The 23,055-nt window shown below is 63.6% G+C and carries 19 protein-coding genes and 1 pseudogene; 16 read left to right on the plus strand and 4 right to left on the minus strand.

All coding sequences use genetic code 11. From position 1 onward, the window contains the following. A pseudogene (locus BB029_RS12565) lies at positions 1 to 231 on the plus strand (DJ-1/PfpI family protein); the annotation flags it as partial. A 203-nt stretch (positions 232 to 434) separates the two neighbouring features. Here the strand turns inward: BB029_RS12565 and BB029_RS12570 are convergent. Further along, the gene (locus BB029_RS12570) at positions 435 to 1,064 is read right to left on the minus strand and encodes a LysE family translocator (protein WP_065939406.1); all 630 of its coding nucleotides are present in this window, start codon (positions 1,062 to 1,064) and stop codon (positions 435 to 437) included. A gap of 160 nt (positions 1,065 to 1,224) precedes the next feature. Between BB029_RS12570 and BB029_RS12575 the strand changes: the two genes are divergently transcribed. The 15 genes from BB029_RS12575 (at position 1,225) to BB029_RS12645 (ending at position 21,046) form a co-directional block, all read left to right on the plus strand. Beyond that, the gene (locus BB029_RS12575; RefSeq protein ID WP_053132260.1) at positions 1,225 to 1,740 is read left to right on the plus strand and encodes a sigma-70 family RNA polymerase sigma factor; all 516 of its coding nucleotides are present in this window, start codon (positions 1,225 to 1,227) and stop codon (positions 1,738 to 1,740) included. Next, on the plus strand, positions 1,727 to 2,677 hold the full coding sequence (locus BB029_RS12580; RefSeq protein ID WP_065939407.1) for a FecR domain-containing protein: 951 nt from the start codon (positions 1,727 to 1,729) through the stop codon (positions 2,675 to 2,677). Before BB029_RS12575 ends, BB029_RS12580 begins: the two co-directional genes overlap by 14 nt. Positions 2,678 to 2,781: 104 nt before the next feature. Next, entirely contained in the window at positions 2,782 to 5,268 is a 2,487-nt protein-coding gene (locus BB029_RS12585) for a TonB-dependent receptor (RefSeq protein WP_065939408.1), read from the plus strand. A 430-nt stretch (positions 5,269 to 5,698) separates the two neighbouring features. Beyond that, positions 5,699 to 7,138 carry an undecaprenyl-phosphate glucose phosphotransferase gene (locus BB029_RS12590; protein WP_065939409.1) on the plus strand — a complete coding sequence of 480 codons (1,440 nt, stop codon included), beginning with the start codon at positions 5,699 to 5,701 and terminating at the stop codon, positions 7,136 to 7,138. After that, complete coding sequence (locus BB029_RS12595; protein WP_065939410.1) at positions 7,138 to 8,598, plus strand: mannose-1-phosphate guanylyltransferase/mannose-6-phosphate isomerase; 1,461 nt, start codon at positions 7,138 to 7,140, stop codon at positions 8,596 to 8,598. The genes BB029_RS12590 and BB029_RS12595 overlap by 1 nt, the downstream gene beginning before the upstream one ends. A gap of 1 nt (position 8,599) precedes the next feature. Continuing rightward, positions 8,600 to 9,511, plus strand: a complete 912-nt coding sequence (locus BB029_RS12600; protein ID WP_065939411.1) for a glycosyltransferase family 2 protein — start codon at positions 8,600 to 8,602, stop codon at positions 9,509 to 9,511. Positions 9,512 to 9,540: 29 nt separating this feature from the next. Beyond that, positions 9,541 to 10,317: a polysaccharide biosynthesis/export family protein gene (locus BB029_RS12605; protein WP_065939412.1), complete on the plus strand. Its 777-nt coding sequence runs from the start codon at positions 9,541 to 9,543 to the stop codon at positions 10,315 to 10,317. A 13-nt stretch (positions 10,318 to 10,330) separates the two neighbouring features. After that, entirely contained in the window at positions 10,331 to 12,322 is a 1,992-nt protein-coding gene (locus tag BB029_RS12610) for an exopolysaccharide transport family protein (protein WP_065939413.1), read from the plus strand. Further along, the gene (locus BB029_RS12615; RefSeq protein WP_065939414.1) at positions 12,322 to 13,512 is read left to right on the plus strand and encodes a glycosyltransferase; all 1,191 of its coding nucleotides are present in this window, start codon (positions 12,322 to 12,324) and stop codon (positions 13,510 to 13,512) included. Before BB029_RS12610 ends, BB029_RS12615 begins: the two co-directional genes overlap by 1 nt. After that, on the plus strand, positions 13,502 to 14,830 hold the full coding sequence (locus BB029_RS12620) for a cellulase family glycosylhydrolase (RefSeq protein WP_065939415.1): 1,329 nt from the start codon (positions 13,502 to 13,504) through the stop codon (positions 14,828 to 14,830). Before BB029_RS12615 ends, BB029_RS12620 begins: the two co-directional genes overlap by 11 nt. A gap of 8 nt (positions 14,831 to 14,838) precedes the next feature. Then, a complete protein-coding gene (locus BB029_RS12625; protein WP_065939416.1) occupies positions 14,839 to 16,056 on the plus strand; it encodes a glycosyltransferase family 4 protein in 1,218 nt (405 codons plus the stop codon). After that, a complete protein-coding gene (locus tag BB029_RS12630; RefSeq protein ID WP_065939417.1) occupies positions 16,047 to 17,150 on the plus strand; it encodes a glycosyltransferase family 1 protein in 1,104 nt (367 codons plus the stop codon). The genes BB029_RS12625 and BB029_RS12630 overlap by 10 nt, the downstream gene beginning before the upstream one ends. 2 nt (positions 17,151 to 17,152) lie before the next feature. Continuing rightward, a complete protein-coding gene (locus tag BB029_RS12635; protein ID WP_027603097.1) occupies positions 17,153 to 18,580 on the plus strand; it encodes an O-antigen ligase in 1,428 nt (475 codons plus the stop codon). Beyond that, positions 18,580 to 19,989 (plus strand): lipid II flippase MurJ, encoded by a 1,410-nt coding sequence (locus tag BB029_RS12640; RefSeq protein WP_065939418.1) that lies wholly within the window; start codon positions 18,580 to 18,582, stop codon positions 19,987 to 19,989. The genes BB029_RS12635 and BB029_RS12640 overlap by 1 nt, the downstream gene beginning before the upstream one ends. A gap of 22 nt (positions 19,990 to 20,011) precedes the next feature. Beyond that, positions 20,012 to 21,046 (plus strand): acyltransferase family protein, encoded by a 1,035-nt coding sequence (locus BB029_RS12645; protein ID WP_083236377.1) that lies wholly within the window; start codon positions 20,012 to 20,014, stop codon positions 21,044 to 21,046. A gap of 36 nt (positions 21,047 to 21,082) precedes the next feature. Here BB029_RS12645 and BB029_RS12650 read toward each other — a convergent pair whose 3' ends face one another. The 3 genes from BB029_RS12650 to BB029_RS12660 all read right to left on the minus strand — a co-directional run bounded on the left by BB029_RS12650 (position 21,083) and on the right by BB029_RS12660 (position 23,046). Next, entirely contained in the window at positions 21,083 to 21,658 is a 576-nt protein-coding gene (locus BB029_RS12650) for a DUF4174 domain-containing protein (RefSeq protein WP_065939420.1), read from the minus strand. Positions 21,659 to 21,822: 164 nt separating this feature from the next. Beyond that, complete coding sequence (locus tag BB029_RS12655; protein ID WP_065939421.1) at positions 21,823 to 22,455, minus strand: glutathione S-transferase N-terminal domain-containing protein; 633 nt, start codon at positions 22,453 to 22,455, stop codon at positions 21,823 to 21,825. A gap of 12 nt (positions 22,456 to 22,467) precedes the next feature. Next, the gene (locus tag BB029_RS12660; protein ID WP_065939422.1) at positions 22,468 to 23,046 is read right to left on the minus strand and encodes a GNAT family N-acetyltransferase; all 579 of its coding nucleotides are present in this window, start codon (positions 23,044 to 23,046) and stop codon (positions 22,468 to 22,470) included. Between the last annotated feature and the right edge of the window lie 9 nt (positions 23,047 to 23,055).

The following is a 23,055-nucleotide window of genomic DNA, read 5'->3' on the forward strand; positions in this document are numbered from 1 at the left end:
GGCATTACCGCCGGTATCGACTTTGCCCTGGTGCTGGCGGCGGAGTTGTACAGCGAAGCGGCGGCGCAACTGGTGCAGTTGCAGATCGAATACGCGCCGGCACCGCCGTTCGATTCGGGTCGCCCGGACACAGCGCCTGCGCATGTACTGGAGGAAGCCAAAAAGCGCACCGCCGAATCGCGCAGGGTGCGCGGTGAAATCGTCGCGCGCGCAGCAGCACGGCTGGGCTGAGCCTGTACCAGTGGTGAGCCAGCTTGCTCGCGCTGGGGCGCGAAGCGGCCCCAAGCTTTGGAGGGGCTGCTGCGCAGCCCCGGCGCGAGCAAGCTCGCTCACCACAACAAGCTCGCTCACCATAATAAGAAGCTCGTTCACCCCAACAAGCTCGTTTGGCCACAGACCGCTTGCTCGCCGCACAATCCCTTCACCTCATGGGGTCAGGTTGGGCGCGACATCACCGCCAGGCGCACCGCCAGCACGCTCAGCACCGTCGCCAGGCCCCATTTCTGTAGCCAGGCGCCTTTTGGGCGCCTGGCGAAGAAGCGGCTCAGCACCCCGCCGAAAATACCCAGCAGCAGGTGAAACACCCCAGCGATCAAAGTCAGCACGCCCCCCAACAGCATCAACTGCACGGCGATGGAGCCGGCCTGCGGCCGTACGAACTGCGGCAAAAACACCACAAAAAACAGCAACGCCTTGGGGTTGAGCAGGCTGTTCAGCATCGCCTGCAGAAACACCCGGCAAAGGGGCACGCGGTGTAGGGAGGCAGGGTCCAGCCCAGTTTTTTTCTGCAGCGTCTTGAACACCAGCCACAGCAGATAGACCACACCCGCATAGCGGATCACGTCAAAGGATGGCGGCCAACTGGCGACCAACGCCGTCACCCCGGTGGCGGTCAATGCGGTCAGCAACACGTCAGCCACACCGATGCCCAGGGCCGAGGCCACTCCCCCACGCCAGCCGTGGGTGACGCCATGACTGATCACAAAGGCCATGTTCGGCCCCGGGGATAACAGCAACAACAGCACAGCACCTGAAAAAACCGCCAGGGTCCCAAGGTCGATCATGCTCAAGCCCTCCACCGGGAAAAACCTGCACATTAGTGCGTGGGCCTGGGGCGAACAAAAAATTGTGCTGGATACATTGTTCATCGGCAATTGCGAATGGCCACGACCAGCGTCTAGAATGCGAAACATTATCAATTAAGACGGCTGCGCCAGGATGCCCATGTCGAGCGATCACCCACTGGACCATGCCGCCATCGGCCAGCTTTATCACACCCATCACTCCTGGCTGCGCGGCTGGTTGAGCCGACGCACCGGTTGCCGTGAACGTGCCGCCGACCTGGCGCAGGAAACCTTTGTGCGCCTGCTCAACGCACGCAAACAGCAGGCCGTGCTGCAGCCGCGCGCGTACCTGAGCAGCATCGCCCGCAGCTTGATGATCGACCAGTACCGACGCCGGGAATTGGAGCGCGCCTACCTCGAAAGCCTTGCGCATTTCCCCCAGGCCGACGTGCCGTCGGAAGAAACCCGCCTGCTGATTCTCGACAGCCTGGAACGTATCGACCGCCTGCTCGACCAGCTCAAGCCGCGGGTGCGTGAAGCGTTCCTGCTGGCGCAACTGGACGGCCTGACCTGCGCGCAGATCGCCCTGCGCCTCGGGGTGTCCAAGGCCACGGTGGAGCGTGACCTGTCCAAGGCGCTGCATGCCTGCTATCGGTTGCGCTATGCAGACCTCTGACCCGCGCCTGCTCGACCAGGCCATCCAGTGGATGATCAAGCTGCGCTTCAACGTCGCCGACGACGCCAGCACCGCTGCGTTCGAGCGCTGGCTGCACACCAGCGCCGAACACCAGCAGGTCTGGCAGCGGGTGGCGGCGATGAATGATGAGCTCAGCCACCTGCCCGCGCAGGTCGGCCGCCACGCCCTGCACGGTGCACGTCGACGTATCAGCCGTCGCGAAGGGTTGAAGCTGCTCGGCCTGGTGGCTGGTGCGGCCGGCCTGACCTGGTTTGGCCGCGACTACACCCCGCTGCCCGCCTTGATGGCCGACTACCGCACTGCCACCGGCGAACGGCGTTGGGTGGCGTTGAACGACGGCAGCCGTATCCAACTGAACAGCGCCAGCGCATTCGACGCGGTATTGACTCAGGAACGGCGCCTGGTGCAGTTGCGCCAGGGTGAAATACTGGTCAATCCCGGTGCCGACAACCGGCCCTTCTGGGTACAGACCCGTGACGGTTACCTGCGCGCCCTCGGCACGCGCTTCCTGGTGCGCGAAGAGCCCCAAGGCACCATGCTCGCTGTGCAGCAGGGCACGGTGGCGGTGTTTGCCGAAAACCACGTCGCCGGCGCGCGCCAAGTGATCAAGCCCGGCGAACAGGTGCTGTTCGACCGCAGTGGCATTCGTTCTCTCGCCGCCAATGGCCTGGACCCTTGGGCCTGGAGCGAAGGCGTGATCAGCGCCCGGGACATGCGCCTGGATGCTTTCCTCGCCGAGCTGGGCCGCTACCGCAACGGCCTGCTGCGCTGCAGCGAAGCGGTGGCCGGGTTGCGGGTGTCGGGCACTTATCAGTTGGACGACACCGATGAGGTGCTGGGCCTGGTAGCCCACTCACTCAAGCTCGATGTCACTTACCGCAGCCGCTACTGGGTGACCGTCACCGCCCGCGTTTAACATTCGAAAATAAATGAGGTGAATTCTCATTGCCGCTCGACCTGTAAGGAAAGGCCGATCAACAGGCCGGTTCTGTTCACTTCCTTCAGGAGCATCCCGCGGTCATGCAAGCGTTCCCCTTCCCACGTTCACCCCTCAAGCACGCGGTGCACGCCGCCTTGCTCGGCGCCTGCCTGAGCTGCGCAACCGCGCCGCCGTTCGCATGGGCCGAAACGCCGGCCAGCGACACCCAGGCCCGCGACTGGAACATCGCCGCCGGTTCCCTGGCCACGGCCCTGGACCAGTTCGCCCGCCAGGCCGGCATCAGCCTGTCGTATGACGCCACCAGCGTCGCCGGCAAGACCAGCCAGGGCCTGAGTGGTCGCCTGGACCGCGAGCAGGCGCTCGGCCAGTTGCTGCGTGGCCAGGGCCTGCAAGCCCAGCGCCAGGGCAACAGTACCTGGCTGCTGTTGCCGCAAGTGGCCGACGGCGGCGCGCTGAACCTGGGCGCCACCACGGTCACCGGTGAGCGGTTGGGCGCCACCACCGATGGCACCGGTGCCTACACCACGGGTGCGGTGACGATCGGCAAGGGCGAACACAGCCTGCGGGAAACGCCGCAATCAGTGAGTGTGATGACCCGCCAATTGATGGATGACCAGAACCTCACCACCATCGATGACGTGATGGAACGCACGCCCGGGATCACCACTTACGAATCACCCATGGGCGGCAAATATTTTTATTCCCGTGGTTTCAAGATGCTCGGCCAGTACCAGTACGATGGCGTGCCCCTGGACATGGGCAAGGACTACGTGCAGGCCGACAGCTTCAGCGCGAACATGGCGATCTACGACCGCGTCGAAGTGCTCAAGGGCGCGGCGGGCATGCTCAAGGGCGCCGGCACCGCCAGCGGCGCGGTGAACTTCGTGCGCAAGCGGCCCCAGGCCAAGCCCACCACCAGCCTGTCGCTGTCCGCCGGCACCTGGGACAACTACCGCGCCGACGTCGACACCGGCGGCCCGCTGAATGACAGCGGTACGGTGCGCGGCCGCGCGGCGATCAGCCAACAGAATCGCGGTTCCTACATGGATATTTCCAAGCGCCAGGACCAGGCGTTCTATGGCGCCCTGGATGTCGATCTCAGCGCCGACACCACCCTGGGCTTCGGCGCCAGCTATGAAGACGTCGACGCCACACCGTGCTGGGGCGGCCTGCCGCGCTATGCCGACGGCAAAAGCGCCCACCTCAGCCGCTCCACCTGCCTGGGCCAATCCTGGAACGACTGGCAAAGCCGGCGCACCACCTTCTTCGCCGACCTCACCCATCACTTCAACGATGACTGGAAACTCAAGGTTGCGGCCGTGCACAGCCGCAACCTGCAAGACACCAAATACGCCGCCAGCGAAGGCACCATTGCCTACGGCAACCCGACGCCTACGGCCAACTCCTATGCGGCGCTGATGGACTACGACCACAAGGACTTCGGCCTCGACGCCTATGTGGACGGCAAGTTCGAAGCCTTCGGGCTGGAACACGAACTGATCCTCGGTGCCAATGGCAGCCGTGGTACCCAGGACGATGTGTACGCGATCCAGAACCTGCCCAGACGCCAAAGCATCTACCAACCCGACCACCATTTCCCGGAGCCGGCCAACAGCACCTTCTGGCCGAACATGTATCGCGGCGGCACGGTGAAGGAAACCGCCACCCAGTACGGCGCCTACACCACCTTGCGCCTGCGCCTGGCCGAGCCGTTGATGTTTATCGTAGGCAGCCGCGTGAGCTGGTACGAGAACCGTCGCCAGTCCAACAACCTGGCCTGGGGCGAGTGGGCCTTGCAGGATGCCCGCACCCGGGAAACCGGTGAAGTGACGCCGTTTGCCGCACTGATCTACGACCTTAATGAGCACCTGTCGGTGTACGCCAGCTACGCGGATATCTTCCAGCCGCAAAGTTCCTATGCCACGCTCGATGGCGCCGCGCTCAAGCCGAAGATCGGTGACAACTACGAGCTGGGTATCAAGGGCGAATGGTTCGACGGGCGCCTCAACAGCTCCCTGGCGCTGTTCCGCGCCGTCGAGAAAAACGCGGCCGAATCCGATTACATCGCCCAGTGCCCGACCTCCGCCGACGGCTATTGCTACACCGACAGCGGCAAGGTGCGTGCCCAGGGCGTGGAGGCGGAAATCAGCGGTGAAGTGCTCGAGCGCCTGCAGGTATCCGGCGGCTACACCTACACCCAGACCAAGTCCCTGAAGAACATCGATACCGCCCTGGAGGGCGGTACGTCCAACACCTACGTACCTCGACACATGCTGCGCATGTGGGGCGACTACCAGCTCGACGGCGCCCTGTCGAAATGGAGCGTGGGCACCGGCGTCAACGCTCAGAGCAGCAATTACCGCGTGCAGACCATCAAGCTCGAACAGGCCGGTTACGCAACCTGGAGTGCCCGTGTGGCGTACCGTATCGACGACACTTGGACCGTCGCACTCAACGGCAACAATCTGTTCGATAAAAGTTACTACAACACGGTGGGTACAGCCTCCTGGGGTAACTTTTATGGCGAGCCGCGAAATTTTACGGTGAGTTTGAAAGGCAACTTCTGATCTGGCGAAAGTCCCGCAGGCAGGGCACTTCGTGCGCCCTGCCACCCCCTCTTTGTCCCCCCTTCCTACCGCCTTTGAAAAAAGGTTTTTCCTTTATGCAGGAAAAATCCTGCATTTGTTTCTACACTCAAAAACACACCCAATCACCGCGTACCCGGACAAGGAATGTCAATAAAATGCCGAACAAAACACTGATAAACCTGTCTGCCCTGCCACCTCCGCACCATCGTCAATTAATTGACAAATTGATTAAGGGAACACTCCTGTAGTCACTACCCCCGCAAATTCCCTTCAAATGGATAGCCGCATTTGAATTGATAGTTGCGTATTACCCAGAGTAGCCATAGTTGGAAGTGCCCTCTAAAGCAGTTCGCTGCTTTATTGAACAAACATCCAAACAATAGCTCTGGCGTGCAATGAGGGATGTTTTATGCGAGAGAAGTCGTCCGTCGACAGCCTGTTTTTAACGCGCGCCGGTTTTGTTGAGTTCTTTGTTGTTTTCGTCAAGTTCATACATGGCCTGAGTGCCATTTTGCCCCCGCTGATCCTGGTGATGTTCATCGACCCAATGAACCCCGAACTGCGCGGGCACTTCCTCGGCCTGCTGGTATTTTTCGCGGTCCTGACGATCATTCTGTTCCAGGCCCTGGGCATCTATTCCGAAGAACTGTTCAGCAACCGGCTGCGCCTGAAAACCAAGGTCAAGGCCTGGTCGGCGGCGTTTTGCATCCTGTTGTTCATGTACCAGATCCTGCAGTTTTTCCCGCAATTGACCCCGCGTAACCTGGTGGCCTGGTACGTCGCCAGCCTCGGGTTGTTCTGCCTTGAGCGCCTGCTGATGCTGCGCCTGTACCGCAGCCTGATGCGCAAGGGCAAATACCTGCAACGTACGGTGATCCTGGGCTTTACCGACACCGCCATGCACGTCGCCGATCACCTGCAACGCAACGGTGATATCCGCTCCGGCCTGATCGGCTTTATCGACGATCGCACCGAGCGGATCCCCAAGGAATTGAGCAACCTGCCCCTGCTGGGCAACACCCGTGACCTGGAGAAACTCATCCGCGCCGAGCAGGTCAACCAAGTGATGATCTGCCTGCCCTGGGCCGCGGAGCAGCGCATCCACGGGCTGGTCAATCGCCTGCGGCAGATGTCGGTGAACGTGATGCTGGTGCCCGACATGGCCGCCCTGCGCTACGGCCATAGCCGCATCACCGATGTGGGCGGGATCCTGATGTTCAACACCTCGCAATTGCCGTTGCGTGGCTGGTCACCGGTGATCAAGCGCCTGGAGGATGTGCTGCTGGCCAGCCTGGCGCTGGTGACACTGTCCCCTGTGATGGTCGCGACGGCGATTGCGATCAAGCTCGACTCCAAAGGGCCGATCCTGTTTCGCCAGAACCGCTTTGGCTACAACGACAACGAAATCCGCGTGTTCAAGTTCCGCTCGATGTACACCGACCAGAGCGACTTCACCGCCGAACGCCAGACCACCCGCCAGGACCCGCGCATCACCCGGGTGGGGCGCATTATCCGCAAGACCAGCATCGACGAGCTGCCGCAGTTGTTCAACGTGCTGCTGGGCAACATGTCCATGGTCGGCCCGCGCCCCCATGCCACGGCGACCAAAGCCGCCGGCATTCCCTTCGAAGTGGCGGTGAGCGAGTACAGCTCGCGCCACCGCGTGAAACCGGGGATTACCGGCTGGGCGCAGATCAACGGTTACCGGGGTGAGACCGACACCCTGTTCAAGATCCAGAAACGTGTCGAGTACGACCTGGAGTACATCTCCAAGTGGTCGGTGTGGTTTGACCTGTACATCGTTTTCATGACGGTCCCGGCCGTCCTTTCCACCAAGGAAGTCTATTGATGAAGACCCTCAACGGATTAATTCCCTGCATCGTTTCCGGTGGTTCGGGCACTCGACTGTGGCCGGTGTCGCGGCAGAACATGCCCAAGCCGTTCATGCGCATGCGCGATGGCCAGAGCCTGCTGCAAAAAACCTTCCTGCGCGCGGCCAAACTGCCCGGCGTGGAAAGCGTGCTCACGGTGACCAACCGCGACCTGTTGTTTCGCACCCTCGACGACTACCGCGGAGTGAACAACGCCCGCCTGCCCCTCGACCTGCTGCTGGAACCTTTCGGGCGCAACACGGCGGCGGCCATCGCCGTGGCGGCCCTGCATGTGCAGGAGCATTTCGGCGGCGACGCACAGTTACTGGTAATGCCCGCCGACCACCTGATCCTCAATGAAGTGGCGTTCGCCGAGGCCGTGACCCAGGCCCGCGACCTGGCCGAAGCCGGCTACCTGGTGACCTTCGGCATCCAGCCCGACCACCCGGAAACCGGCTTTGGTTATATCGAACAAGGCGAGCCGCTGAGCCACGGCTACCGAGTCAAACGCTTCGTCGAGAAACCCGACCTGGCCACCGCCCAGGCTTATCTGGACGGCGGCAAGCACCTGTGGAACGCCGGCATGTTCTGCTTCAAGGCCAGCACCCTGGTGGACGAACTGGCCACCCATGCCCCCGCCGTGCTGGAGGCCGCCCGCGCCGCGCTGGAACAAAGCCAGAGCCTGCAAAACAAAACCTCGCGCCAACGTGAACTGGATGCGGATGCGTTCGGCAGCGCACCGGATATTTCCATCGACGTGGCCTTGATGGAAAAGTCCCAGCAAGTCGCCGTAGTGCCCTGTGACATTGGCTGGAGCGACATCGGTTCCTGGGAAGCGCTGCGCCAGCTCACCCCCAGCGATGCCCATGGCAACCAGGTCAATGGCGAGGCGATCCTGCATGACGTGCACAACTGCTACATCGACTCGCCCAAGCGCGTGTTGGGCGCCGTGGGGGTGCGCGACCTGATCATCGTGGATACCCCCGACGCACTGCTGATCGCCGACGCCCACCGCAGCCAGGATGTGCGCCATATCGTCGCCGAACTCAAGCGCCAGAACCATCCGGCGTACAGCCTGCACCGCACGGTGACCCGGCCGTGGGGCACCTACACCGTGCTGGAAGAAAGCAGCCGCTTCAAGATCAAACGCATCGTGGTCAAGCCCCTGGCCTCACTGTCGTTGCAGATGCACCACCACCGCAGCGAACACTGGGTGGTGGTCAGCGGCGCGGCACAGATCACCAATGGCGACCGCGAGTTCCTGATCAACGCCAACGAGTCCACCTACATTCCCGCCGGGCACAAACACCGGCTGACCAACCCCGGCATCATCGACCTGGTGATGATCGAAGTGCAGAGCGGCGAGTACCTGGGCGAAGACGACATCGTGCGCTTCGACGACATCTACGGCCGCGCGCCTGCCGAGGCGAAAAAATGACATGCGCACTTCATTGATCATCCCCACCCGTAACGCCTCCAGCCACCTGGCACGCCTGCTGCCTGCGCTGAAGATGCAAACCCTGCAACCTGACGAGATGCTGGTGGTGGACAGCGCCTCCAGCGATGACACCGTGGCGCGCTTTCGCGCGTTCGGCGCGCGGGTCGAGGTGATCGACGCCCGTGACTTCAACCATGGCGGCACCCGCCGCTGGGCCAGCGAACAGGTGGGTGGCGACGCGCTGATCGTAATGACCCAGGACGCCATCCCGGCGACGCCCGAGACCTTTGCCAACCTGCTCGATGAATTGCAGCAGGACCCGCTCAACGGCGTCGCCTACGGACGGCAATTGCCCCAGCCCGATGCCGGCGTGCTGGGCGCGCAATCGCGGCACTTCAACTACCCGGAACACAGCCGCAGCAAAAGCCTGGCCGATGCACCGGAGCTTGGGATCAAGACCTGCTTCAGCTCCGACTCGTTTTCGGTGTACCGGCGCAGTGTGTTGCAGGCCGTGGGTGGCTTCCCTGCCGACGTGATCGGCAGCGAAGACGCCTTTGTGGCCGCACGCATGCTGCTCGACGGCTACAAGGTGCGCTATGCCGCCACCGCGCTGGTGCATCACTCTCACGATTACAAACTCATGGACGAGTTTCACCGCTACTTCGACATTGGCGTGTTCTACGGCCGCGAGCCGTGGATCAAGCAGGCCTTTGGCGACGCGGGTGGCGAGGGCAAACGCTATGTGCTGGCCGAACTCGCGGCGCTGCGCAAAGCCGGCGCCTTGCACCGCGCGCCCGAGGTGCTGGTGCGCAGTGCGTTCAAACTGCTCGGTTACCGCCTGGGCCATCTTGAACGCCGCCTGCCGCTCGCCCTCAAGCGGCGCATCAGCATGTTTCCCGGTTATTGGAGGTGAGCATCATGACCCACAGGAAATCCCCCTTGATGAAGCGAAGCGTGCTCGCCCTGGCCATGCTGGCCCTGGCCGCCTGCAACACCCCGGCGCGTATCGAACCACCGGACAGCAAGACCGTCGAGGACGGCAAGCGCGCCCTCGACCAACTGGCCCAGCTGCCACCGGCAGTGGAACGCATCCGTATCGGCGACCAGTTGCGCATCGTCCGCGATGCTGGCGAGATGCCGACGCTGTCGGCGTTCAACGTCAGCACCATCTACGAGCTGACGCTGTACACGGTGCAGACCGACGGCAAGATCAACTACCCGTTCCTGGGGCCGATCCAGGTTGCCGGGCGCCAGCCATCGGAGCTGGCCACCCAACTGACCCACGAGCTCGCGGCGACCTACCGCGAACCCCGGGTGACGGTGAACATCAACCAGGCGCCGGGCAACTCGGTGATCGTCGGCGGTGCGGTGAATAACCCCACGGCGGTGCAGATCGCCACGGCCAATACCCTGGAGCAGGCGATTGTCGGCGCCGGCGGGGTCAGCCCGGCGGGCAACGCGAGCATGGTTGCGCTGCTGCGCGAAGATGCCCAGGGCGCCTATCGTGCTTACTTCCTGGACTTCAGCCAGCTCCTCAAGACCGGCGCCAACGGACGCAAGCCGGTGCGCCTGCAACGCGGCGACGTGGTGTTCGTGCCCAAGTCCAACGTCGGCGAGCGCATCCAGGGCGTGGATACCTACATGAACCAACTGATTCCGTTCACCAAGTCCATTGGGGTCGGCTACAACTACACCCGAACCAGCGGCGGCAATAACTAAAGGAGCGACATCCATGATCGAGATCCGTTCTTTTCGTGATCTGCTACGCCTGTTCTTCATCTTCCGCCACGAGTTCAGACTGGCCGCCATTGCGGCGCTGGTGATCATTCTGCTGGGGGCTTTCCTGCTGCCGGCCAAGTACGAATCCACGGCGCGCCTGCTGGTCAAGCCGGGGCGTGATTCGACCTTGCCCATCGAGATCAGCAACCGCCAGGCGCTGGTGATGCCCAGCACCCAGCGCGACCCGATTGTCGACGAAGAGCGCCTGCTCACCGGGCGCCCGATTGTGCGGGCGGTGGCCGAGCACTACCTGGAAGTGATCAGTAACGCACCGCCACCGGAAGGCTTCTGGAAGCGCACCAAGTACTACGTCAAGAGTGGCATAGGCGCGGTGTTCGATGGCATCCGCGTGGTACTGGAAACTGTCGGCGTGGTGGAAAAAACCACGCCGGTGGAACGCCTGGCGGCGGGCCTGGAAAAGAACTTCGAGGTGAGCCACGCGGCCGGCTCCACGGTCATGGACATCAACTTTACCTGGGGCGACCCGGAGATAGCCCAGGCGGTGGTCAAGGATTGGGTCGAGACCTATGTCAACGAACGCACCCAGGCCCTGGGGCGCAAGAGCCTGTACGTCTTCTATGAAGGCCAGGTAGCCACCAGCGCCACCGAGATCCAGAGCTACAAGCAACAGATCCTCACGCACCTGAACCAGATCGGCGCGGCGAGCATCACCGATCGCCTGGAAGACTTGTCCGAGCGCATCAACGTACTGCGGGGCGAAACGTTCAACACCACGCGCCTGATCGCCTCCTCCGACAGCGCCATCCAGAGCACCCGCACCCAGCTCAAGAGCCAGCCCAAGGAAGTCACCACGGTGCGCCAGATCGCACTGAACCCCCAGCAGCAGGACTTGCGTCGCCTGCTGAACCAGAAGCTGCTGGAAAAGGCCGACATGATGCGCACCTACACGGACAACGCGCCGCCGGTCAAAGCCCTGGATGCATCGATCCGCGCAATGCAGGCCCATGTCGCGAGTGAAAGTAACACCGTGCAAAGCTCGGAAAACCGCGCGCCCAATACCCTGGAAATCCACTTGCAGCGAGTACTGCTGGATGAGTCGAGCAACAACCTCGCGCTGCGTACCCAACTGACTCAACAACAGAAACAACTGGCCAACCTCGAAGCCCAGCGCAAGCAAGCCCTGGAGATCGAACCGGAACTGACACGCCTCGCCCGGGAGCTGGGCGCCGCCGAACGCAACTACGCGTTGTATGTGGACAACCTGGAAAAATCACGCATTGACCGTGAACTGGATAACAGCCAGATCAGCAACATCGCGGTGATCGAAGAGGCCACCCTGAACCCCGGCCGTATCTTCCCCAAGACCCTGGTGATGCTGGTGCTGGCGGTCCCATTCGCCCTCGTCGTCGGCCTGCTGGTGATCTACCTGTGCTACCTGCTCGACCAGCGCATCCACGATGGCGGCCTGGCGGAACGCAAGTTCGGCCTGCCGCTGTGGACCACCTTGCCCGAGCTGGACACCAGCACCGCCCAAAGCACCAACGCGTTCAATGCGAGTATCTACCGGCTGTACGGATTGCTGCAGTTGGAGCGCATCGCCGAGCAGGGCCTGACCCTGGGGCTGACCTCGGCACGTCACGGCGAAGGGGTGACCTTTGTGGTGGAACAACTGCGTCAGTTGCTGCAGGAAAACGGTATCAACGTGCGTGTGGGCGGCGCCGAACCGGCGGCGCCAGGTGAAGTGGTGCTGCTGGACGCCTCGGCGCTGCTGGATAACCGCGATGCGTTTATCAACCTACGTCGGGCCGACCTGATTGCGCTGGTGGTGGAAGCGCAGAAGAGCACGGTGCCGGTGGTGGAGCACGCGCTGTCGATCCTCAACACCGCGTTCGGCAAGGTCGACGGCATCATCATCAACCGGCGCAAATTCGAAGTGCCGGCCAAGGTGCTGAAAACCATCGCCAAGTACCGAGGGGCATTCTGATGCGCGTCGCCCTGCTCGCTCCGTTGCCACCGGAGAAAAATGGCATCGCCGACTACGCGAACCATTTCCGCACGGCACTGGAACAACTGGAGGTGACGGTGCTGACGCCGTTGGCCGGGGTGGCGGGCAACAGCGAGGCGATCAAACAGGCCATCGGTGGTTTCGACTGGCACAGCGTGGACCTGGTCCACGCCGAGCTGGGCGGCGGACGGCTGGGGGAGTTCCTGGCCCTGCGCGAATTGCGCAAGGCCTACCCGGCACTGCCCTTGACCGCCACGGTGCATGATCCGGAACGCATCGTCTGGCGGCGTGAGCGCTTGCCATTCCCGTTGAACCTGCTGGAGCGTTTGCCCAGCCCGATGCCACAGGCGGCAGTGGTGCTGGCCGATCCGCTGACCTTGCGTGAAGAGCGCCAGGTCGCCGCCGGCTTGACCCGCTTGATCACCCTCACCCGCCTGGGCGCCGAGTGCCTGGGCCAACGCATGCAACTGCCGGCGGGGAAAGTCGCGGTGATCAACCATGCCAACCTGGCAATTCCATCGGCGCCGTTGCCGCCACTGGATATGCTGCGCCTGCTGTACTTCGGGTTTATCTACCGGGGTAAAGGCATCGAAGACCTGTTAGAGGCCCTGGCCGGCGTATTCAAGCAGGCCCCCGAATTGCGTGAGCGTGTGCGCCTGACCCTGGCCGGTGGCACCGCCGCCGAAATGGCGTTTGGCGCGGGTGGTAATTACCTGGAGCAGTTGAACCGCCAGATCGCCGAACTCGGCCTGGCGGACGCCATCGACTGGCGGCTGAACCTGCCGGCCGACGAGATTGCCCAGACCATCCAGGCCCACCATGTGATGGTGCTGCCCTATCGCGAATCGAAAAAACTCGGCCTGCTCGGGCGCCAACGCGGGACCAGTGGCGCGCTGTCCTGGGCTGCCGCCTGCGGGCGTGGGGCGATTACCTCCGACGCTCGCGCGTTTGCCGAGGAAGTCGCCAGCGGCAACGGTGCCATCTACCCCGAGGGTGATGTGGATGCCCTCAGCGCGCAACTGCTGCGCCTGGCACGCACGCCGCTGCTGGCCCGGGACTGGGCCGAACGCGCCGGCGAAATCGGCCGCGAGCGCTTATGGCCGTTGACCGCGCAAAAGTTCAAGGCACTGTTTGAGCAAGCCATCGAGGGCAGCCACCATGGCGCGTAAACGCACCTACGTCGCCACCCTGGTCGTAGTCGCCGCCCTGGGCCTGACCGCGTTTTTGTGGGGGCGCCAGGCCGATGCCGAGAGCCATGTGCTCAAGGGCAACAAAACTGTGGTGTGGAAGGATTTCCTCGGGGTGAACGCGCAGTTCCTGTGGTTCGCCCCTGAGCGCTATCAGAAGCAGATCGACCGTCTCAAGGCGCTGGGCCTGGAGTGGGTACGCCTGGATTTGCATTGGGACCAGCTGGAGCCAGTCGCAGGGCAGTACCAGGTTGCGACGCTGGATCAGCTGGTGGGCAAACTGCAGGACAACCAGCTCAAGTCAGTGTTCTACTTGGTCGGGTCGGCGCCGTTCGCCACCACTGCGCCGGTAGGGGCGCCGTATCAGGACCAGTACCCGCCGAAAGACCCGAACGTGTTCGCCAACCGCATGGCGCTGTTGGCCCAGCGCTATCCCAGTGTCGACGCCTGGCAGGTGTGGAACGAACCGAACCTGCTGGGCTTCTGGCGCCCGGCAGCCGACCCGGCCGGCTACGCCGCACTGCTGACCACCACCGCCGCCGCGTTGCGCGCAATGAACCCGAGCAAACCGGTGGTGGCCGCCGGCATGGCATTCTTCAGCGAAATGCCCAACGGCCAGAGCATGTTCGATGCCCTCGGCGCCCTGGGCGTGGCCAGCCTCAATACCGTCGTCTCGTACCACCCCTATACCCAATTGCCCGAAGGCAACGACCCGGCCAACCTGGACTTTATCGCCAGGACCACCGCGCTCAACCAGGCCCTGCGCAACGGCGGCGTGCAGACCCTGTGGAGCACCGAGTGGGGCTGGTCGACCTACACCGGTCCCAAAGACGCCCAGGACATCATCACCCCACAGGCCCAGGCCGATTACGTAGTGCGCCGCCTGGCGCTGATGAGTGCGCTGGATTACGACCGGATCTTCCTGTTCACCCTCAGCGACCTGGACCAGCGCGCCAGTGTGCGGGACCAGTCTTACGGCTTGCTCGACATCGACGCCAACCCCAAGCCGGTCTACACCGCGCTGAAAAATTTCCTCGACGTCAGCGGTCCGACGCTCACCCCCGGCGATCCGCCCAGCGCCGATCAGTTGCCCGACGGCCTGTTCAGCATCGGCTGGACCCGCGCCGACGGGCGCAAGCTATGGTTCTTCTGGGCGGCCGGGGGCGGCAACGCACACCTGCCCAACCTGGCCAGCGCCACCCTGTATGACCCGCTGCGCGGTACGCAAACCCCGGTAAGCGGCACCCACGGGCTGACTGTCATGGTCAAGCCGAACCTGCAAATTCTGTTATGGGAGTGAGGCCCGCCATGCGTATTTTATGGATCCTGCCCTACTCGCCCTGGCCCGCCACCAGCGGCGGCAAGACGCGCCAGTTCCACCTGCTGCGCAGCCTGGCGGCGCGGGGACATCGGATCACCTTGCTGCTGCATGACAAGCATCCGGTGTCCCCTGCCGACCGCCAGGTGCTGGAAGCGTTTGTCGAACAGTTGATCATCCTGCCGCGCCGCCCGTTGCGCAGCCTCAAGACCCTGGTAGCGGGGCTGTTTGCACCCTACCCGCTGCTGGCCAGCGTGAATGGGCTGGCGGGCGAGTTGCAGGACACCTTCAACTGGTTGCTGGGTGAGCAGTGGGACGTGGTGCAGATCGAGCACAGCTACAGTTTCCAGCCTTACGAGGATGCGCTGGCGCGTAAATCACAGCCCTTTGTGCTGACCGAACACAATGTGGAATCGGCCCTGGGCGCGGCCACCTACGACCGCTTGCCGCGTTGGTCGCTGCCGTTCATTCGCTACGATCAATGGCGCTATGCCCGCTGGGAACGCCGAGTGATGCGCCAGGCCACGCAGGTGGTGGCGGTCACTCAAAGCGATGCGCACACCCTGGAGAAAATCGCCGGCAAACCCGTACCGGTGGTGGTCAATGGCGTGGACTGCGATCACTTCGCCGCCGCCCATCCCGACCCGTCGACACGCCGCGTGCTGTTCCTCGGTAACTATGAATACGCGCCGAACGTGGACGCCATCGAATGGGCCCTGGATGAAATCCTGCCCAAGGTCTGGGCGCGCTGTGCGGATGCGCGCATGAGCGTGTGCGGCTTCGGCATGCCCGGCAGCTGGCGCGAGCGCTGGAAAGACCCGCGTATCGAGTGGCAAGGCTTCGTGCCCGACCTGCTCGACCTGCAATCGAGCTGTTCGGTGTTCCTGGCGCCGTTGCGCCACGGCGGCGGCTCCAAGCTCAAGGTACTCGAAGCCCTGGCCGCCGGCCTGCCGCTGGCCAGCACCGAACAAGGCGTGTCGGGGCTGGACCTGGTGGAAGGCCTGGACTACCTCGGTGGGCAAAGCGCCGACGACCTGGCCGATGCCGTGGTGCGCCTGCTGCAATGCCCTGAAGCCGCCGCGCCCATGGGTGAGGCGGGCCGCGCCTACGTACGCCGCGCCCATGACTGGAGCGTCGCCGCCAGCCAATTGGAGCAGGTGTACGCCACCCTCGTGCCGCTGAGCCAGAGGGAGCCCGCATGCGTATAGGCCTGGATTACCGCACCGTCGGCACCTCGCCGCAATCGGGCATCAGCCGCCAGGTGTATGCGCTGGAAAGCGCCCTGCACACCTTGCCGGGCATCGAGCTTGAGCGGTTTACCGTAGCGCCACTGGGCGATGAAACGCGCCTGCAGGCCCACTGCCCGGCGTGGGGCTGTGCCAAGACCGCCATGCACCAGCCGCAGAATCGTCTACGCTTTGAAGCCGGTTTTCTGCCGCGCGCCTTGCGCGAGGAGCGTATCGACCTGTACATCAGCACCTTCAACATGGGCCTGCCGTTACCGCCCAAGCCGAAGGGTTTGCGCACGGTGGTGCTGCTGCATGACCTGTTCCAGATCACCCTGGACAACTACCACGCCAACCGCTTGAAGGCGCTGATCTACAAGACCAGCGATCGCCTGTCGATTGCCTACGCGGTGCACAGCGCCGACCGCGTGTGGACGCCGTCGCAATACAGCGCCGATGAAACCGCGCGGCTGTTTCCCAAGGCGGTGGGCAAGATTCGTGTGCTGCCCAATCAGGTCGATGGCTTTGCCGGGCTGGTGGCGGACCTGAGCCGGCATCAATTGCCCGAGCGCTACTGGCTGCTGGTGGGCACCCGTGAGTTGCGCAAGAACGTGCCGTTTTTGGTGGACGCCTGGCAGCAGGCGCGGCGCCAATCCCCTTCGGTGCCGGAGTTGGTGCTGGTGGGCAGTTTGGAACACTTGCCCGAAGCCCAGCGCACATTGCCGGGGATTCGCGCCCTGAGTGGCGTGTCGGACGCCGAGTTGCAGGGGCTGTACCGCCAGGCGTCACGCCTGTGGCAGCCATCCTATGCCGAAGGCTTTGGCCTGCCGGTGATCGAGGCCCTGAGCGTCGGCACCCCGGTGGCGGTGGCCAGCGGCACTTCGCTGGATGAAATCACCCCGCCGTCGGCCCCGAGGTTTTCGCCCACCGATGGCCCGGCGCTGGTGCAATTGATGCTCAGCCTGGGCGCGCGACCGGATGAAGACTGCGCCGAGCAACGGCGCCTGTGGGCGCAACGTTTCAACCATCATGCTTATCGCCAGCGCCTGGCCGAACTGATCGAGGAACTTCAGTGAGAGTGAACCTGGCAAGCCTCGTCGCGATCCTCTTCGGCCTGCTGTTTGGCGCCCTCGCCCTGCTGCTGTCGCCGGCCAAGGCGTTCCTGGCCGTAGTCGGCCTGGCGGGGGCAGTGACCATCCTGCGCTTTCCGTTGTGGGGGCTGTTGCTGTTCGCCATGATCGCCACGTTCATGCCGTACTCGACTATCAACCTGGGGATCCGCAGCACCGTCAGCGAAGCGATCCTGGCCCTGACCTGGGGCGCGGTGCTGTGGCACAACTTCCTGGCCCGCCTGCCCGATACGCCCAGCCTGACCCGCCGTCCCACCGACCAGATGCTGCTGTGGCTGATGCTGTTCAGCGTGTTCCCGTTTATCGTCGGCCAGGTCACCGTCCACGCCGACAGCAGCGGCGTGGCCAACTGGCTGCGCTGGTTGCTGAGCCTGTCGGCGGTGTTCCTCTGCGCCAGATTGCTGGTGGACCGCAAGCAGCGTGAATCCTTGGTGATCGCCCTGTTGCTGGGCAGCCTGGCGATGCTGGTGCTGTCGATTGCGGTGTTCGTGCGCACGCGCTCCGGGGCCGGCATTGCGCCGATTCTGGCGTTGTTCAACTACGGCAATTTCGACATGTTGAAATTCGGTCTGGAGGCCATGTCTTCGCGCATGGGTTCGCCGTGGATGCACCCGAATGCCATCGGCGGGATCATGGCATTGTTGCTGCCCCTGGCCTTCTGCTTCGGCGTGACCGAACAGGGCTGGAAACGTGCGCTGGGCCTGGGCGTCGCCTGCCTGGGCGCGGCCGCGTTGCTGTTGGCCAGCAGCCGCGGCGCGATGGTCAGCCTGGCGTTGGTGCTGGTGTGGATGGCTACGCGCCGCGTGCCCTACACCGGGCGCCTGCTGATGATCGGCGCGGCGCTGACCGTGGCACTGGTAATGGCCTACCCACCGTTGCAGGAACGCCTGGCGACGATTTTCTCCTCGGACAACGCCAGTACCGAAGTGCGGTTCGACGAGTACCGCATGTTCCCGCAGGCGGTGGTGTCCTATCCGTTCGGGATCGGCTTCAAGGTTGACCCGCCGGTACCGGGCACCCACCTGTTGGGGATCTCCAACCTGTGGCTGAACTTCATCTACAAGACCGGCATCGTCGGCATGCTGTTCTTTGTGGCGGTGACCGTGCGCTGGTGGCGTGAGGCGCGTCCGCAAAAAGGCCCGATTCGCCTGACCAAGGACAATGCCCTGTGGCTGGGCACCACCGGCGGGATTCTGTCGGCACTGGTCAGCGGCCTGTTCGACCACTACTTCAGTTTTGCGGTGGTGATGGTGGCGTTGTTCTGGCTGATGGTGGGCATCAATGTGCTGGAGGCGCGGCGGTTGTTTCCGGCGCGGCTGCCGCAGGTGAAGACCGTGGCCTACCGCAAACACCTGCCTGATGGGGCACGGCCCTGATGCTCGGCTCCGCCGCCTGGCTGACCCTGGCGACCCTGGTGGGCCTGTGCCTGGGATTTGCCCGTGAATGGTTGCTGGTGGCGGCCTGGGGCGCCGGAGAGCGCAGCGATGCCTTCCTGATCGCGCTGTTTTTGCCGGAAGCGCTGCGCATGTCGTTGGCCGGCGGTGTGCTGAGCGCCGCCGCGCTGCCCTTGTACCTGCAACGCAAGCATGGCGAACGCCTGGAGTGGCTGGCGGTGCTGTTCCCGGCGTTGCTGCTGATCGCGCTGGTCATCAGCCTGCTGCTGACGCTGTTGGCACCGTGGCTGGTGCAAGTGCTCGGCCCGGGATTGGCCGACACCGCCACCGTCTTGGCCAGCAGCAACCTGCAGATCGTCGCCTGGTGTGTGCCGGGCTTGATGTTGCATGGGCTGTTCAGCATTCCCTTGCAGGCCGGTGAACGTTTTGTCCTCGCGGGGCTGGGCTCGTTACTGTTCAACCTGCCGCCGGTGACGTACCTCGCCCTCGCGGGCACCACCAGCCAACCGCACGCGCTGGCCCTGGCCTGCCTGGCCGGCAGCCTGTTGATGCCGCTGGCGCTGTTGCCGTCGGTGTGGCGCCAAGGCTGGCGGCCATGGCGCTGGCAACTGAGCGTCGCACCCTTGCGGGAGCTGGGCCAGCGCATCGGACCGCTGTTGCTGAGCAATGGCGCCAGCCAGGGGTTGGCGCTGATCGAGCGGCTGGTGGCATCGCTGCTGGGAGAAGGCGCGGTGACTTGGGTCAACCTGGCGCGCAAGCTGATGAACCTGCCGCTGATTGCGCTGATGAGTCTCAACCAGGTACTGCTGGGCATGATGAGCCGACGTCAGGGCGATGAGCGCCTGGCCCTGCTCAAGCGCGGCCTGGAAACCGCCAGCGTGCTGACCCTGCCTGCCGGTGTCGGCCTGGTGGCGGCAGCCCCGAGCCTGGTGGCATTGCTGCTGCCCAAGCAATCGGCGGATTCACCGTTGCCGCTGCTACTGGCCTGGTTTGCCGTGCCGTTGGTGTTCGGCGCCTGGAACGCCTTGCTCGCGCGCTATGCCTACGCCGCCGGCGATACGCGCCAGCCACTGCGCTGCGAGTTGCTGGGCAGCCTGGTCAACGTGTTGTTGCTGGGAGCGCTGCCCTGGGTGTTTGGCCTGGCCGGTATCCCCTTGGCCGCACTGGCCGGCGTGATCTGCACCGCACTGTTGCTGATGCAGCGCCAGGCCTTGCTCGACGCCCTGCCCTGGGCCCGGCACTGGCTGCTCAGTGCACTGCTGATGGGGCTGGCGGCGCTGATGCTGTTTGGTATTGAGGGCGTGTGGCTGCAACTGGGGCTGAGCACCCTGGCGGGCGCCGTGGTGCTGCTCGGCATGGGGCTGTGGCTCAAGCCGTGGCGCAAGGCATGAATGATCGATCGGGAGCACTCAGGTGAAAAATCGCTGGATTCAAATGGATATCGCCAAGGGCATCGGCATCCTGGTGATCGTGTACGCCCACAGTTGGTTTGTCGCCACGTCGCCGGACTTGATGTACCCGATCCTGGCGTCGTTCGTACTGCCGTTGTTCTTCTTTCTGTCGGGGGTGTTTTTCAAACCTGAACAGCCGTTTGTCGAGATGGCGGTGCGTAAGGCCGACGGCCTGCTCAAGCCGTTTTTCTTCACCATGCTGGTGTATGTGATCGTGCGCGATGTGCTGCGCGGCCAACCGCTGCTGCCGGATATCGGCGGCGTGCTGTACGCCTCGGTGGACACCATCCCGTGGCAGGCGCTGTGGTTTTTGCCGCACTTTTGGGTGGCGATCCTGTTCAGTTGGGCCGTACTGCGGCTGATCCAGCGCCTGCCGCTGGCGGTGAGTTGTGCAGTGATGCTGGTGCCGCTGCTGATCGGCATCTGGATGCTGCCGTGGTTCTGGCAACTGCCGGTGACTCTCGGCGGGCAAACCTGGGTGCTGCCCGGCCTGCCCTTCAGCCTGGATATCACCCTGATCAGCAGCGCGTGTTTCGTCTACGGCTACCTGCTGCGTGACTGGCTGCGTACCCATGCGGGGTCACTGCTGACCCTGCTGGTGTCGGTGGCGCTGTTCGCGGCGGTGTTCCTCTACCGGGGCGACACCATGGACCTGGCGCAGCGTCGCTACGACCACTGGCTGTGGACCAGCCTGCTGGCGGTGATTGGGGTGTACCTGTGCTGGGCGTTGGCGCGGGTGCTGATGGCGTCGGCCCTGATCACCCGGATCATGACCTACATCGGCCAGTCGACCCTGATCCTGCTGATCTTCCATGGGGAGATCCAGCACAAGACATTCGACTTGATGGAGCGCCTGGGGCTGCACGCGTTTGTCGCGGCCTGTATCGGCTTTGTGGTGGCGGTGGTGGTGCCGTTGTTGATCGGGGAAGTGATCAAGCGGGTGGCGTTCCTGCGGTTTTTCTACTTTCCATTTCCGCTGCGCAAGGCTGCCAGATAACGGTAGGAGCGGGCGTGCTCCTACCGAGTATCAGGTTCAGTCATCCAGTTGTTGCGCGGCGGGCTTGCCGGCGTGTTTCGCCGGCTTGGCGCCCTTGGCCGGAGCCGGTGCAACGGGCTCGGGTTCCGGGGCTGCGGCGGTTTCTTTCTCGGCCATCGGCATCTGGTCGATGGCGCTGAAAAACTCTTTCAAATCGAGGCTATCCGGTGGCACGGTCTTCTCGACTTTCTTCTCGCCATCCTTGCCCATCAGGATCACTTTGGTGCCGCTGCCGGCGCCCAGTTTGAGGGCGCGGATCAGCGCATTGGTCTCCGGCGGCGTGAGCTTCTTGTTGTCCTTGGGGTCCTTGGCGAACTTCTCCCCTTCGGCACCGATGCTGCCGAACTTCACGGTGTAGAACACCATGCTGCGCTCTTCAAAGGACTGCTTGGTGGCAGGCTCGTCCAGCTGTTTCTTGAGGGTCGCCAGTGTGTCGTTGCCGGAATCAAGCTCCACCACCACCAGTGGCCGGGCTTTGCCCAGGTCCTGCTTGAGCGGGTTGATATCATCAGCAGCCAACAGCGGCCCCGTAAAAGCCATCAAGGTAGCCAGGGTCAGCGACCGGATGAGCATGCGCACCTCCTTTGAATTCCATGCAGGGTTCTTGAGTTTCATGTCTGCGACAGTCAAATTCAAGGATGATTCCTACACCGCGTTCAGAAAGCGTAGGCCAGGACGCCCGCTCCGCAAGGACTTGGCGGCGACATGCGGCATTGTTTCCTTTGATTGCGGAAACATTACGAGACCTTCCAGCCCGGCCAATGGCGGGCAAAGACAGGCGCCACGATCGGGTCGGCATCCACCTGCGCCAGGGTCTGGGCAAAGCCTGGCGCCAGGGCAGTCAAGGCCTCACGCGCCTCATCCCAGCGTGACACCGCCGCCGCCATGATGCCCAACGCATTCGGTGCGCCGTCGGGCGCGAACAGTTGGCCGGCAAACTGTTCGGCAAACACCACCCATGCCTGGTGCAGATAGCGGCGCGTGCCCGTGACCAATTGCGCCAGCACCGCCTCATCGGCGTTGCCCAGCCAGCGTTGCGGGTAGTCGATGATGCCGATCGCCGAATAACAATTGGCCGCGATGTACACCAGGCCGCGGATGATCTGGTCACGGTCGCCGCCCAGCAGATGCGCATCGGGAAACGCCAGGCCCAGGTGGATCAGGATCGCGGCACTTTCTGTCAGCACCTGCCCATCGGGGGTAACCAGGGTGGGCACCTGTTTGAGCGGGTTGATACGGGCAAGCTCGTCGCTGCCCTCGCCGTCGGCCCAGGAGGCGGCGTCCACCCGTCGCCATGGTACCGCGCACCGTTGCAGGGCGATTTCGATCATGCAGGAGCCGGATTCGTCGATGCCATAGAGTGTGTACATGGGCCTTTCCTCCTATCGTTGCAGTTTCGCCTGCAGGTTGACCTTCACCTGCGGCCATTCCGAATCGATGATGCTGAAACGCACCGAGTTGCGCTTGCGCCCGTCGGGCATGATGCGTTCGTGACGCACGATGCCTTCCTGCACGGCGCCCAGGCGCAGAATCGCAGCACGGGACTTTTCATTGAGTTCGTCGGTGGTAAATTGCACGCGCACGCAGTCCAGCACTTCGAACGCGTAGGTCAGCAGCAGAAGCTTGGCTTCGGTGTTAATGGCGCTTTTTTGCGTGGATTGCGCCAGCCAGGTATGGCCGATCTCCAGCTTGCGATTGACCCGGTCGACCTTCCAGAACCGCGTGCTGCCGACCACCTGGCCGGTGTCGCGACGCACGAGGGTGAAAGGGATCATGCTGCCCGCCTCGCGCCCGGCCAAGGCGGTGGCGATGTAATTATCGACAGTATCCGGGCCCGGTACGTGGGTGACCTTGAGGTTCCACAACTCGCCATCGGCCGCAGCTGCAAGCAAGGCGGCCGCGTGTTCGCGTTGCAGGGGTTGGAGTTCGACCGTGGTGCCGGTCAGGGTGAGCAGGGTCATGGAGCGCTA

The sequence above is a fragment of the Pseudomonas sp. S3E12 genome, assembly GCF_001702295.1.
Taxonomy (GTDB): domain Bacteria; phylum Pseudomonadota; class Gammaproteobacteria; order Pseudomonadales; family Pseudomonadaceae; genus Aquipseudomonas; species Aquipseudomonas marginalis.

What these genes read in the sequence shown, in the direction of transcription:
- BB029_RS12590 (WP_065939409.1), top strand. Translation starts at nt 5,699, where the DNA reads ATGCGAGAGAAGTCGTCCGTCGACAGCCTGTTTTTAACGCGCGCCGGT.
- BB029_RS12650 (WP_065939420.1), bottom strand. Translation starts at nt 21,658, where the DNA reads ATGCTCATCCGGTCGCTGACCCTGGCTACCTTGATGGCTTTTACGGGG.
- BB029_RS12610 (WP_065939413.1), top strand. Translation starts at nt 10,331, where the DNA reads ATGATCGAGATCCGTTCTTTTCGTGATCTGCTACGCCTGTTCTTCATC.
- BB029_RS12615 (WP_065939414.1), top strand. Translation starts at nt 12,322, where the DNA reads ATGCGCGTCGCCCTGCTCGCTCCGTTGCCACCGGAGAAAAATGGCATC.
- BB029_RS12605 (WP_065939412.1), top strand. Translation starts at nt 9,541, where the DNA reads ATGAAGCGAAGCGTGCTCGCCCTGGCCATGCTGGCCCTGGCCGCCTGC.
- BB029_RS12620 (WP_065939415.1), top strand. Translation starts at nt 13,502, where the DNA reads ATGGCGCGTAAACGCACCTACGTCGCCACCCTGGTCGTAGTCGCCGCC.
- BB029_RS12625 (WP_065939416.1), top strand. Translation starts at nt 14,839, where the DNA reads ATGCGTATTTTATGGATCCTGCCCTACTCGCCCTGGCCCGCCACCAGC.
- BB029_RS12570 (WP_065939406.1), bottom strand. Translation starts at nt 1,064, where the DNA reads ATGATCGACCTTGGGACCCTGGCGGTTTTTTCAGGTGCTGTGCTGTTG.
- BB029_RS12630 (WP_065939417.1), top strand. Translation starts at nt 16,047, where the DNA reads ATGCGTATAGGCCTGGATTACCGCACCGTCGGCACCTCGCCGCAATCG.
- BB029_RS12655 (WP_065939421.1), bottom strand. Translation starts at nt 22,455, where the DNA reads ATGTACACACTCTATGGCATCGACGAATCCGGCTCCTGCATGATCGAA.
- BB029_RS12660 (WP_065939422.1), bottom strand. Translation starts at nt 23,046, where the DNA reads ATGACCCTGCTCACCCTGACCGGCACCACGGTCGAACTCCAACCCCTG.
- BB029_RS12600 (WP_065939411.1), top strand. Translation starts at nt 8,600, where the DNA reads ATGCGCACTTCATTGATCATCCCCACCCGTAACGCCTCCAGCCACCTG.
- BB029_RS12580 (WP_065939407.1), top strand. Translation starts at nt 1,727, where the DNA reads ATGCAGACCTCTGACCCGCGCCTGCTCGACCAGGCCATCCAGTGGATG.
- BB029_RS12640 (WP_065939418.1), top strand. Translation starts at nt 18,580, where the DNA reads ATGCTCGGCTCCGCCGCCTGGCTGACCCTGGCGACCCTGGTGGGCCTG.
- BB029_RS12585 (WP_065939408.1), top strand. Translation starts at nt 2,782, where the DNA reads ATGCAAGCGTTCCCCTTCCCACGTTCACCCCTCAAGCACGCGGTGCAC.
- BB029_RS12595 (WP_065939410.1), top strand. Translation starts at nt 7,138, where the DNA reads ATGAAGACCCTCAACGGATTAATTCCCTGCATCGTTTCCGGTGGTTCG.
- BB029_RS12575 (WP_053132260.1), top strand. Translation starts at nt 1,225, where the DNA reads ATGTCGAGCGATCACCCACTGGACCATGCCGCCATCGGCCAGCTTTAT.